Source organism: Ruoffia tabacinasalis (genome assembly GCF_042652985.1).
Taxonomy (GTDB): Bacteria; Bacillota; Bacilli; order Lactobacillales; family Aerococcaceae; genus Ruoffia; species Ruoffia tabacinasalis.
This window is the reverse complement of the sequence record NZ_JBHSHQ010000049.1, coordinates 61662-73325: the sequence shown is the minus strand read 5'-3', so window position 1 is coordinate 73325 and position 11664 is coordinate 61662. Positions and strand designations below refer to the sequence as shown.

Sequence of the window (11664 nt, the reverse complement as noted above, 5' to 3'; positions counted from 1 at the left end):
GCAATAGCATAGGAGTCCCCAAAAATTAAAAATTTTCCACCTTCATTATAACATGAGGTAGACTTTTTTTGTCTTTTTTTGAGAATTTGTTTTAAATAAAAATAACCTTTGAATCGACTAAAAGTCAAAATTCAAAGGTTATTGTATTGTTTAGAATACGCGATTTTGTTTTTCTTGTTGATACATACGTCTAACTTGAGTCGGACCTTCACGGTCAACACGGTATAAAGCTTTTTCAATAACATTTAAAGCTTCGTCGTAGCGGAATTCATCATAGAATAAGTATTCTGCTTCATGAATGGCTTGATCCATCTCAGGATAGTCAAAGCGGAATCGGTTACTATGTTGAATCATATATTCAGTTAGTGTTGCACTATCGACAGTAGACTCAGTTAATTCATCTAATTTATTTAAGTTTTCAGCTAATTGTTTCTCTAAGCCTTCAATTTCAACCATATCAATGCGAACACGATTTAGTTGTTTAGATAAATATTCAATCTCGTCTGTCACTTTGTAGAATATCTCATAGTAATTAGAACTTAAACCTGGTAAATGTTGCTTCTCTAAGCGTCGCTTCATGTTACGTAAATCAAGTTCATATGAATCTAAGTTTGTTTTCGCTTCACGCTCGCGTGCATTAAGTTGTCCTAAATCTTTAACGATTTTTTGTTGCTTGCTATCGTATTCATTTAAATTCTTTTCAATACGACTTAATTGTTCTGCAACTTGAGTAAAGACTGCACCATCGGATTCAATCGTTCCGGCAGTGTCAGTAAAACGTCCATACTCTGCGTTAATTTGTTCAGTTAATTCACCGATTTGATCAACTTCGTTCTCGTGTAAGATATAACTTTGCGCGATGCGGTCTACTTCAATCCCTGCATAACGATTATTTTCTCTTACTTCTTCGAAACGCGTGCGCAATTGATTAATATGTGTATTCACATAATTCTTCGCTTCAATTTCAGCTTCCATAAAGTCATATAATGAATTAATTTCACGGTCTGCTTTATCCATTAATGTTTGCGCGTCAACTAAGTCGGCATTTTTAATGTGATTTTTCGCTTCGTTCAGTTTTTCTTGAATTTCTTCTGCTTTCTCAGGAACGTCCACGCCTTCGAAGTTAAAGTGACTTTCAAGCATTTTTTGGTGTCCATCAAGAATATCTTCTAAAGCATCTTCGTAATCTTTCTTAATCTTGTTATACATTGAAGGTAGTTTCTCAAGAATGTCTTCTAAGCTACCTAAGTCTGCTTCTATTGTATCTAACATATCATCCGCTTCAATATGATCGCCCGCTGTTGTTAATTCATTGTAACGAGTAAAGTTTAACTCTAAATATTGTAAGTTTTTCTCTAACGTTTCAATGGCTGGTCCATAGTCAAATGAATGATTCATAATACTTTTACGAGCAGTGTTGTATCGTTCAAGTAGCGCTTCATTACGTTCATGATTATCTTCACTAATCTTTAGTAAAGCCGTTAACTCATCATGTAAATCGTGTACTTGGACTTCTGTTTCATCAAGTAAGTCACGTGCTTCGTCTAAAGCTGTCTTAGCCTTCATTAAGTTCATTTGTTCGCTGTATTGCTCAGCACCAACTAACATCGCTTCAATTTCAGTAAATTGGAAGTTTGTTAGAGTTTGCCAAGTTGCTACAAGGCTTTCGTATTTACGTTTCGTTTGGCCCGCTAAGTCCATATTCTTTAACGTAAACAACTGATCAGCAATTGAAATGCTCATCATCTCGTCTTTACGATTCTCTAGTTCTCGAATCTCTTTCGCACGCTGCGTTCTTAGATAAAAAATAACCCCCGATGCAACAAGAAAGAGGATAACGATGATAAATAAAATATCAGTAAAGGTTAAATTCATTGTCTCGCTCCTCATCAATCAGTATATATATGTGTTTTAAATTTACTACATAAATTGTCAATCTAGATTATAGCATTTACAAGTCATTAATTAAAGTATTTATCTAGATAAATAAAGGCATTAGCGTTAATGACATCGTTTATGTTCTCGATGTTCCATCTTTTTATCTAAATCAACTTTATTTCTGTACTAATATAGACAAGATATTTACTTGTCATCATACTACTTGTATATATAAATCATTCCAAACCTGTCAAATTGTTCTATAGTACACCCATACACTTACTATAATAACAGAAATGATTATAAATTATCACTATATATGTAAATAATTCAATAAATTACTGAAATTCGATTTATTATATTAAAAATACTAATTCTATTATAGAAACATGCTATACTATATTTATTATATTTGAAAGGTTGGGTAAATAAATGAAATCTTTATTACTTTTCTCAAGTTTACTTATGCTCTCCACTGTAAGTGTTCAAGCCCAGGATGATTTTAGCATTGGGATGGTGACAGACGTTGGAGGTATTGACGATAAATCCTTCAACCAAGGTGCCTGGGAAGGCATGCAACGTTGGGGTGAGGAACACGACAAAGAACAAGGGTTAGATGGCTTTTCTTATTTCCAATCAGACACAGAGGCTGATTACATTACAAACCTAAATCTAGCTGCTCAAAACAATATCGATATTATCTTTGCCATTGGCTACAAATTACAGCCAGCTGTTCAGGAAACTGCAGAACAATATCCTGATCAATACTTCGGTATGGTCGATTCAGTCGTTGACTTACCAAACGTTGCTTCTTTAAACTTCGCCGATGAAGAAGCTGCTTTTCTTGCCGGTGTAGCTGCAGCGACTACGACTCAAACGAATAAAGTTGGATTCGTTGGCGGTGTTGAGGGCGTTGTTATTGATAAGTTTGAAGCCGGCTTCGTTGCGGGTGTTCAAGCCGTCGACGATTCTATTGATATCGAAATTCAATATGCAGGAAGTTTTACCGATCCATCAATTGGTCGTACAATTGCTGCGACGATGTATTCGAATGATATTGACGTCATCTTCCATGCTTCAGGCCCTACTGGTAACGGTGTATTCTCAGAAGCTAAAGACTTAGTAAGTATTGAACCTGACCGAGATTTATGGGTCATCGGTGTTGATTTAGACCAAAGTGCTGAAGGTGAAGTAGATATTGATGGTGAAACTCGCAATATCAACTTAACTTCTACTTTAAAGAACACTGGGAATGCCATTCACTCTTTCAGTAATACTATGATGGAAGAAGGCTTTGAACCTGGCATCCAATGGTTTAACCTTGCTAACGATGGTGTAGGTATCGCAGAAGGAAGATTAACCGATGAATCATTAGAAGTCATCGAAGATTACAAACAACAAATTATAGACGGAGACATTGAAGTTCCAGATGCTCCAGAATAATATATACTAATAATTTAAATATCAGGATCACTTTTGTGGTCCTGATATTTTTTGTCTTTTTTAATATTCGATTGTCTTTTTTAAGAATCCATTCATTTTAAGCAATAAGTAAGCCTATTATTATACCCTATGACAGAAAATAACGAGTGCCGTTTAGAATAAGCTCTAAACTGACACCCGTTATATAAATTACTCTGTGTTATTAAATCTTTACTAAAGATTAGCCTAATTTGTTGTAGTACTCAACAACTAATGACTCATCAATTTCAGCATTTAATTCGCTACGTTCTGGTAAACGAGTTAAAGTACCTTCTTTAGAGTTTTCGTCATATGAGATGAAGTCTAAACGAGAAACAACGTTTTCTAAGTTGTTTTTGATTAATGCTAATTCTTGAGATTTTTCACGTAAACCAATCACTTGGTCTGGTGATACTAAGTATGATGGAATATCAACACGTTTACCATCTACAGTAACGTGACCGTGGTTAACTAATTGACGTGCTTGACGACGTGTATTAGCAAATCCTAAACGGTATACTAAGTTATCTAAACGAGTTTCTAATAACACCATGAAGTTCTCACCGTGTTTTCCTTCCATTTTACCTGCACGTAGGTATAATGTTGCGAATTGACGTTCGTTTAATCCGTACATGAAACGTAATTTTTGTTTCTCTTGTAATTGAGATCCGTACTCAGAGATTTTTCTACGAGAGTTGTTCCCGTGTTGTCCTGGTGCGTAGTTACGTTTTGCGATTTCTTTCCCTGTTTCAGTTAAAGAGATTCCTAAACGACGTGATAATTTCCATGATGGTCCTGTATATCTTGACATAATTTAATTCCTCCAATAAGTTTTTTTGGAGTAAAATAATTCTGTTTAAAACTCGAATGCGTGCATTCCGCTTTTCACTTTCACCATTAGCAGCCGCGGTTACTCGATGCCCTACTTATTTCATTAGGTTTTAGAATGTTGACGCGCTTTCTGTTTTAACGCTGCATTATTTTACACAAGAGCTAGTGTACCAAACAGGTGTATCAAAAGCAAGCATTATTTGATAAATTCTGTCGTTCGAATCACTCTTGCGTCTCCTAATAATTTTACTAATTCATTATCATGGGTAATAATCAAAATCATAATCCCTTGATTAGATAGTTGAGTAATTAATTCCGCAATTTTACCGACAGTTTTCTCATCTAAGGCAGAGGTTGGTTCATCGAAGCAAAGTAAGCTTGGATTCATCATCATCGCTCGCGCAATCGCAACACGTTGCTTTTGTCCACCTGATAACTGGCTCGGTTTAGAATCCCCTTTGTCTCCGACACCCATTTGTTCCAACAATGAAGCCGCTCTTTCTTCTAAAACTGCTTTGTCAGCAAATTTATTCGAAAGTGGTGCTAATAATAAATTCTCAGTCACACTTAAGTTTGGGAATAATTGATAATCTTGGAATACAAGTCCGATCTTGTATTGATAATCTTTAATAGATTGATTATCTTGATATTCTCCGTCTTTAACTAAGTAAGTATCATCAATCGAGATAGAACCTTTATCAACTTCTTCTAGGTGATTGATCATACGTAGTATTGTTGTCTTCCCGCTTCCCGACTCCCCTAGAATGACTGTAATTTCTCCTGGGGCAACTTCCATACTATAATTACTAATTACGACATTGTTCCCGAACTGTTTACTAACGTCCTTTACGATTAAACTCATTTGTAATCCTCCTAATAGTCAATTCTCTTCTCAATTTGATTTAATACGATTGTGACAATCCCTGTTAAAGCTAAGTAAATCACACCGACATATAAGTATGGCATCATACTTGCGTACTGATTAGATAATGAACGTCCTACTTTTAGTAATTCGTCTAAACCAAGAATATAAATAAGTGATGTGTCTTTTACTAAACTGATGACTTCATTACCTACGGAAGGCATTACTACTTTCCATAGTTGTGGGAGAATCACTCGACGATATCCGGTTAGTTTATTAATAGATAATACTTTTAATGATTCGTACTGACCTTGAGGAATGGCATTTAAGCCCCCTCGGAAAATCTCCACTAGATAAGCAGCGTAGTTTATGATCATGGTCGCTAAGGCTGCAGGCACACGGTCTAGTGTAATACCTAAAAACGGTAAGCCGAAATATACAACCATTAATTGAAGAAGTAATGGCGACCCTCTAAAGACGTATACATATACTTGGATGATTGCTTTTATCCAAGCTGGTGCGCGTTGTTCTAATAAGGCGATAATCAAACCAAGTGGAATACTGACAATTAAAACAACAAAGAATACGAGTAAAGTTGTTTTGGCTGCATCCAATAATGGTGCAAGCATATTTGCTTCTTCAGCAGACTCATCGCCTCCTAATTCAGCGAACCAACGATTTTCTATTTCTTCATAAGCTTCACTATTTAATACCTCATTTAAAGCGACATTAAAGTCTTCAACAAAAGCTGTTTCATTTTGTCTGAAACCTACGGCTGTTTCAGTTATTCCAAAGTCTTCATCTAACATGCGGTAGTCGCCTGCTTGACCGTTTTGTGAGAAATAATATCTTGTCACTAATTCTGCAACCACAATCGCATCCACCCGACCTGTAGCTAATTCTTGAAGGACTTCATTAAAAGAAGAGAAAGTAATCACTCGACCGCCATCTAATGATTCTTCTAAGCCTGGTTGTTGTCTGATTGCTTCTAATTGAGAGGATCCTTCTTGAGTCGCAACTTTCTTACCTTCTAAATCTGCAATCGTTTGAATCTTACTATCATTCTTAACTAATACACCGACGCGACCTTCGACATAATTATCAGAGAAAAGTACTAATTCTTCTCTCTCAGGTGTTTTTGAATAACCGTTCCAGATCATATCAATATTTCCGTTATTCAGTTCTGCTTCTTTCATTGACCAGTCAATGGATTGGAATTCATAATCAACCCCCATGTTGTCAAAGACTTCTTCAGCTAATTCAATGTCAAAGCCTGTATATTCACCATCATCTAAAAACCCATAAGGTGCGAAAGTTGAATCGAGTCCAACTGTAACTGTCTCACCAGGTTGGATTGTTATATCTGATTGAGCTGCTGCTTGGATGGGTACAAATACCAACATACTAAGTATTAATAAATTAAGCCATTTTTTCATTTTCAAACTCCTTTAAACAAATTAAAAACGCCCTTCACTCTGTTTGGGAGCAAAGGACGTCGAGACGTGGTTCCACCTTCATTTATAATTACCTCACGGTAATTAACTTAATCACTTATGCTACATGAGCAAAAGTGAGACGATAACGCGTCAAACGTTTTATGTTTTGTGATAGGGTGTGTGTGAGTATGGCTTCATGATTTGCTTTCCAGCTACCGCAAACTCTCTTTCATGAAGGAATCCATCTTTAAAACCTATCCATAAATAAATTATTATTAAGAATATGGTAAAAGAAACCAACGTTAAAGTCAATGATTTTAATATTTTTTTAATTTTAAGCTTCGATGCGTCTTTCGATAAATCTCAACACCAATGTTGTCACACCTGTAAATAATAAATAAATAATTGCTACATAAACAAATGGCATTAAACTGGCTTGTTGATTCGACATCGTTCGACCTACTTTTAATAATTCTTCTAAACCAAGAATATGGATTAATGATGTATCTTTAATTAGACTAATGACTTCATTCCCCACGGATGGCATGACAATCTTCCATAGTTGTGGAAGTATCACGTTTTTTAACCCATTGAAACGATTGATTGAAAGAACTTGTAAGGCTTCATACTGCCCTTTTGGAATGGCATTTAAACCGCCTCTAAAAATCTCAACAAAATAAGCGGCATAATTCAAGACTAGAGTAATGAGGGCGGCTTCAAACCGCCCTAACACTATGCCAATAAATGGAAGACCAAAGAACATAAACATCATTTGAAGCAATAAAGGCGTTCCGCGCAAAAGATAAACGTACCCATTCACTATTAGCCCTAATGTTTTCGAAAATCTCTGCGCTAATAAGGCAATAATTAACCCTAGGGGAATACTTAATATTAGCGTGAATATGAAAAATTGAAAGGTTGTAACAAAACCATTATATAGGGGTTGTAACATTGATAAGTTCATTTCTTTTCGCTCCTTATAGCTTACTCATTAGTTATATTATTCGCTATCTACATCACTAAACCATTGTGATTTAATTTCTGTAAATGTGTCATCTTCAATAATTTCTGCTAACACAGCATTAAACTCTTCAACAAACGCTTCATCTGTCTTACGAAAACCGACTGCGTAATCTTCTTCACCAAAGTTCTCTTCTAAAATTCGATATTGATCTGCCGTCCCATTTTGCTCTAGGAAGTAAGTTGCTAATAATTCATCAACAACAATACCTTCTACCCGGCCATTATCTAAGTCACTAAATACTTCTACAAAGGTTGGATATGTGACTGGTTGAGCGCCATCTAGTGCTTCGGCAAAGTCAGCTTCATTCATAATCGCTTCTAGTGAAGCAGATTGCTCTTGAGTTGCGATTAATCTACCTGCAAAATCTTCTTTGGATTGAATATCACTATCCGCTTTAACAATAATAACTTGACGGTTTTGAATATATGGCTCTGAGAATAGGACAACTTCTTCACGTTGTGGTGTAACTGAATAACCGTTCCAGATCATATCAATGTTTCCAGTGTTTAACTCTGTTTCTTTCATACTCCAATCAATAGGTTGGAAAGAATATTCAACATCCAGACGACCTAGAATTTCATTGGCTAAATCAATATCAAAACCAACATTCTCTCCTTCTTCATTCTTGAAACCAAAAGGGGCAAAAGTGTCATCGAAACCAATGACTACCCCTTCATCTTTATTTATTTCTTGTGCAAAACTTGGCTTTGAAACGGATAATAATAACAATAGAGCGACAAATACCATACTAATTTTTGATACAAATTTTTTCATTTTCTTATCTCCTTTTTATAAATCAAAGCAACAAAAGACGCCCTTTAATCCAATTGGATTAAAGGACGTCTACGACGTGGTCCCACCTTTTTTTATAATTATTTCGCAATAATTATCTCAGCAAGTAATAGAATTACTTTGACGATAAAGGGTCAACCTTGACTATTATGCAAAGGGTGTGTCTTCATAGGGGGCTATGCTTTGCTTCTCAGCTACCGCAAATTCTCTTTCATAACCTTGCCTATCTCTTCGTCCTTTGAAACAATCTGTTTTATTTATGAGTTTATAATAAGATATATAATCAAACAAGTCAAGTGTTTTAATTTAATTCTAATAAAAGTTACTGATTTTGTCTTTTAACCACAAAAAAATACCCCCTAATTTCTTAGGAGGCATCGTCCTTACATTGTAAATTATAAGGCTGCAACAGTTGCCATCACCATTGTGGCAGATACTTTACCTGCAGTAACAATGAATTCATCGAATGTAACTGAAGCTTCATCATTAGCTGAATCTGAAATCGCACGAATAATAACAAATGGGACTCCCATAACATATGCTGCTTGAGCAATCGCAGTAGATTCCATTTCAGCCGCTCGAGCTAACGGGAAATTATTTAATATTTCTGACTTTTGTTCTTGTGTTGAAACAAATTGATCACCTGAAACAATTTGTCCGATATAAGGTTCTAAGCCAATTTCACGACATGCATTTTGAGCTATTCTTACCATTTCAGTATCTGGATAATATTGCGCTGGCATTCCAGCCATTTGTCCAAGCTCATAATTAAAGCCGGTTACATCGACATCATGATAAGTTAATGAATGGGCAATCACAATATCTCCGACTTCTAAAGCAGAGTCCAGTGCTCCAGCTGACCCTGTATTAATAATATGTGTCACATTAAATAATTGTTTTAATAATGTCACTGTGATTGTTACGTTTACTTTCCCAATCCCTGATAATACGAGAACAACTTCTTTGCCTTCCAAATTACCTTTAATAAATTCTACACCGAATTGCTCAGTGTGTTCTTGATTTGTAATCGATTTTTTTAACTCGCGAATTTCTTCTTCCATCGCTCCAATTAGCCCAATAATCATAATTATTCCTCTTTCTTTTATGTATTTTATAGTAAGAATGCAATGACTAACACGATAATTAATAATACGCCAACAATGATAATACCATTGTTTAAGAAGCGATCGATCCGTGCATTATACTTCGCACGTCTTGGTATTGCATTGTTTTGACTCGTTCTTGTTGCTTCTTGCTCGTCATTCTCTTCTGTATATTCCTCTGGTATTTCACTTTCATAATTTGATTCATATGGAATTTCTTGTTCATCATTTGCATATCTTTGACTTCTCGTTTCATATTCAGGATTGAAGTCATCTTGTTGCTCTTGATAATAGGAGTAATCCTCTTCACTTGGCCACTGATTCTCCTCATATGTTTCATCTGGATTGATCTGATATTCACGTGTTTCATCAAATTCCAGCTCTTCTTCCTCTGGATTATTATCATAATCTAAATAATCTTCATAGTCACTATTTCGTTTTCTATTAAACATTTTATTCACCCTTTTGATATAGCCAGTAATTTAAAGCAAGTGTAGTCTTCATATCCCTCACTTTGTCATTATCTAACATAGTCTTCACTTCTTGACGAGTATATTCAACTAATTCAATCTGTTCGTCCTCATCTTGAGCAAGTGGATTTTCGACTTTAATTAAGCCTTCCGCAACAAATACGGTTACCTTTTCATTAATAAAGCCCGGAGATACATAATAACTTCCTAACTCCGTCCAATCGTTCGCCTGATAGCCTGTCTCCTCTTCAAGTTCACGTTTAGCTGCCAGGAGTGCATCTTCTTCTCTACCCTCAATAAAATCTCTTAAACCCGCAGGTATCTCAATAATGTGATCGACCACTGCAGGTCGATATTGCTTCACAAGTATTGCAGTATCACGAGGTGTGATCGCTAAAATACCGACCGCTGATTGATGATTAATTAATTCACGGTAAGCAAGTTGCCCGTTCTCTAATTCGATTTGATTTCGATATAATTGTAAGATTGCCCCATCATAGATTAATTCACTTTCTCTTAAAGCTTCATCTTGTAAGAATGGGATATGTTCTGGATTCGAATACATCATGTACCTCCTAATAAATATAAGACAAATTGTAGCGCCTCTTCCTGTATAATACAAGTAAAGACTTCAATCCACCTTTCATTCTTCTCTAAATGTAAGTATAGACAAGTTCTGTGTGTAATGCATGACTTTTTGATTAAATTTATATGCCCAATATTTAAATATGGGTCTCTAGTCCGATAAATGATTCAATGCTCTATGATAAACTTTAGTTAAGATGAACATGAAAAAGAAAAAAATTAAAATGGAGGATTAATTATGAAACGACCACATACAAATAAATCAAGTCGTAAGTGCAGAAATGTTCCCATGATTATTATAATTTTACTATTCCTTGGGATACTGCTATCCGGCTCAACATTTTTACCATACTCACTTATTTACCTAGCCATCGTCATCGTTATGACCCTTGGCTCAATTTCAACATTATCACGTCTATATAACCATCTGACTAATGACAATCCCCATGTCTTACAAACTATTGTCTATTTATTTTCGCTTTTAAGTCTTGCGGGGGCAGGTCTTAATGCGATTTTTGAAGTTGATTATCATATGATAAATAATATAATATTACTCTTTATCTTATGTCTAACCACCCTTTTTGGGTTTGGAGTTATGACTTTTATCATTGATAAGATATTTGTGAATCAGCCAAAATCTTTTACTAAAAACCCTTTTTATAGATCCAAAGCAACAGATAAAATTCAACATTATCAAGAAGCTGGTTTATCTAATGAAGAAATCTCATACTTTAGAGAACAATTAGCCCAAACACGCGAGCATATTATCTCGATTGAAAAACAAATGAACGCTACTGCTAAATTACGTGCCATTGATGTTAGACACAATACGATTGAAATAAGTAAGCAATTCTTTCAAGATATTGTCAAAGAACCTAAACGCTTCAGTGAAGCCGGAGATGTTATATACCGTATTCTCCCTTCCATAGATGATTTAACTGAGAAATACAATGAAGTGAGCGAACACATTGCTAAGAACAAACAAACGTATCTGATTCTAGAAAAAAGTGCTCAAACGATTGAAGAATTAGCTGAACGCTTAACTGAAGATTATATTAGCTTCCACAAAGCAACTTACCAAGATATAGATGACGAGATTAATTTAGCTAACCGTACTTTAAATCGCCAGCAAGCAAATGAACCATCTAAATCGGTTGATGAAATATTAGAAGATTGGAATAATATGGACAAAGATGATGACATCGAGACGAAGGAGTAGAAA

11 protein-coding genes are annotated in these 11664 nt (G+C 35.3%); 2 read left to right on the top strand and 9 right to left on the bottom strand.

What is annotated here, in order from left to right; genetic code table 11:
• Positions 1-150: 150 nt before the first annotated feature.
• Complete coding sequence (locus ACFO5Y_RS08500) at positions 151-1875, bottom strand: septation ring formation regulator EzrA (protein WP_138403621.1); 1725 nt, start codon at positions 1873-1875, stop codon at positions 151-153.
• A gap of 435 nt (positions 1876-2310) precedes the next feature.
• Here ACFO5Y_RS08500 and ACFO5Y_RS08495 point away from each other — a divergent pair, with 435 nt between their 5' ends.
• On the top strand, positions 2311-3321 hold the full coding sequence (locus ACFO5Y_RS08495; RefSeq protein ID WP_197104533.1) for a BMP family lipoprotein: 1011 nt from the start codon (positions 2311-2313) through the stop codon (positions 3319-3321).
• A 220-nt stretch (positions 3322-3541) separates the two neighbouring features.
• On the opposite strand, the gene rpsD is transcribed toward ACFO5Y_RS08495, so the two are convergent.
• The 8 genes from rpsD to ACFO5Y_RS08455 all read right to left on the bottom strand — a co-directional run bounded on the left by rpsD (position 3542) and on the right by ACFO5Y_RS08455 (position 10422).
• Complete coding sequence (gene rpsD / locus ACFO5Y_RS08490; RefSeq protein ID WP_197104534.1) at positions 3542-4150, bottom strand: 30S ribosomal protein S4; 609 nt, start codon at positions 4148-4150, stop codon at positions 3542-3544.
• 216 nt (positions 4151-4366) lie between these two features.
• Positions 4367-5032, bottom strand: coding sequence for an amino acid ABC transporter ATP-binding protein (locus ACFO5Y_RS08485; RefSeq protein WP_197104535.1), 666 nt, complete (start codon positions 5030-5032; stop codon positions 4367-4369).
• An 11-nt stretch (positions 5033-5043) separates the two neighbouring features.
• Positions 5044-6468 carry an ABC transporter permease subunit gene (locus ACFO5Y_RS08480; RefSeq protein WP_197104536.1) on the bottom strand — a complete coding sequence of 475 codons (1425 nt, stop codon included), beginning with the start codon at positions 6466-6468 and terminating at the stop codon, positions 5044-5046.
• Between the two features lie 334 nt (positions 6469-6802).
• A complete protein-coding gene (locus tag ACFO5Y_RS08475; RefSeq protein WP_197104537.1) occupies positions 6803-7432 on the bottom strand; it encodes an amino acid ABC transporter permease in 630 nt (209 codons plus the stop codon).
• A gap of 36 nt (positions 7433-7468) precedes the next feature.
• Positions 7469-8266: an amino acid ABC transporter substrate-binding protein gene (locus tag ACFO5Y_RS08470; RefSeq protein ID WP_197104538.1), complete on the bottom strand. Its 798-nt coding sequence runs from the start codon at positions 8264-8266 to the stop codon at positions 7469-7471.
• Between the two features lie 413 nt (positions 8267-8679).
• Positions 8680-9369, bottom strand: a complete 690-nt coding sequence (locus ACFO5Y_RS08465; protein WP_138403628.1) for a 5'-methylthioadenosine/adenosylhomocysteine nucleosidase — start codon at positions 9367-9369, stop codon at positions 8680-8682.
• Positions 9370-9395: 26 nt separating this feature from the next.
• Positions 9396-9839, bottom strand: coding sequence for a hypothetical protein (locus tag ACFO5Y_RS08460; protein ID WP_197104539.1), 444 nt, complete (start codon positions 9837-9839; stop codon positions 9396-9398).
• 1 nt (position 9840) lies between these two features.
• The gene (locus ACFO5Y_RS08455; protein WP_197104540.1) at positions 9841-10422 is read right to left on the bottom strand and encodes an NUDIX hydrolase; all 582 of its coding nucleotides are present in this window, start codon (positions 10420-10422) and stop codon (positions 9841-9843) included.
• A 258-nt stretch (positions 10423-10680) separates the two neighbouring features.
• On the opposite strand from ACFO5Y_RS08455, the gene ACFO5Y_RS08450 reads away from it, so the two are divergent.
• A complete protein-coding gene (locus ACFO5Y_RS08450; protein ID WP_197104541.1) occupies positions 10681-11661 on the top strand; it encodes a 5-bromo-4-chloroindolyl phosphate hydrolysis family protein in 981 nt (326 codons plus the stop codon).
• Positions 11662-11664 lie beyond the last annotated feature (3 nt).

What these genes read in the sequence shown, in the direction of transcription:
- ACFO5Y_RS08465 (WP_138403628.1), bottom strand. Translation starts at nt 9,369, where the DNA reads ATGATTATTGGGCTAATTGGAGCGATGGAAGAAGAAATTCGCGAGTTA.
- ACFO5Y_RS08480 (WP_197104536.1), bottom strand. Translation starts at nt 6,468, where the DNA reads ATGAAAAAATGGCTTAATTTATTAATACTTAGTATGTTGGTATTTGTA.
- ACFO5Y_RS08485 (WP_197104535.1), bottom strand. Translation starts at nt 5,032, where the DNA reads ATGAGTTTAATCGTAAAGGACGTTAGTAAACAGTTCGGGAACAATGTC.
- ACFO5Y_RS08495 (WP_197104533.1), top strand. Translation starts at nt 2,311, where the DNA reads ATGAAATCTTTATTACTTTTCTCAAGTTTACTTATGCTCTCCACTGTA.
- ACFO5Y_RS08455 (WP_197104540.1), bottom strand. Translation starts at nt 10,422, where the DNA reads ATGTATTCGAATCCAGAACATATCCCATTCTTACAAGATGAAGCTTTA.
- rpsD (WP_197104534.1), bottom strand. Translation starts at nt 4,150, where the DNA reads ATGTCAAGATATACAGGACCATCATGGAAATTATCACGTCGTTTAGGA.
- ACFO5Y_RS08475 (WP_197104537.1), bottom strand. Translation starts at nt 7,432, where the DNA reads ATGAACTTATCAATGTTACAACCCCTATATAATGGTTTTGTTACAACC.
- ACFO5Y_RS08450 (WP_197104541.1), top strand. Translation starts at nt 10,681, where the DNA reads ATGAAACGACCACATACAAATAAATCAAGTCGTAAGTGCAGAAATGTT.
- ACFO5Y_RS08470 (WP_197104538.1), bottom strand. Translation starts at nt 8,266, where the DNA reads ATGAAAAAATTTGTATCAAAAATTAGTATGGTATTTGTCGCTCTATTG.
- ACFO5Y_RS08460 (WP_197104539.1), bottom strand. Translation starts at nt 9,839, where the DNA reads ATGTTTAATAGAAAACGAAATAGTGACTATGAAGATTATTTAGATTAT.
- ACFO5Y_RS08500 (WP_138403621.1), bottom strand. Translation starts at nt 1,875, where the DNA reads ATGAATTTAACCTTTACTGATATTTTATTTATCATCGTTATCCTCTTT.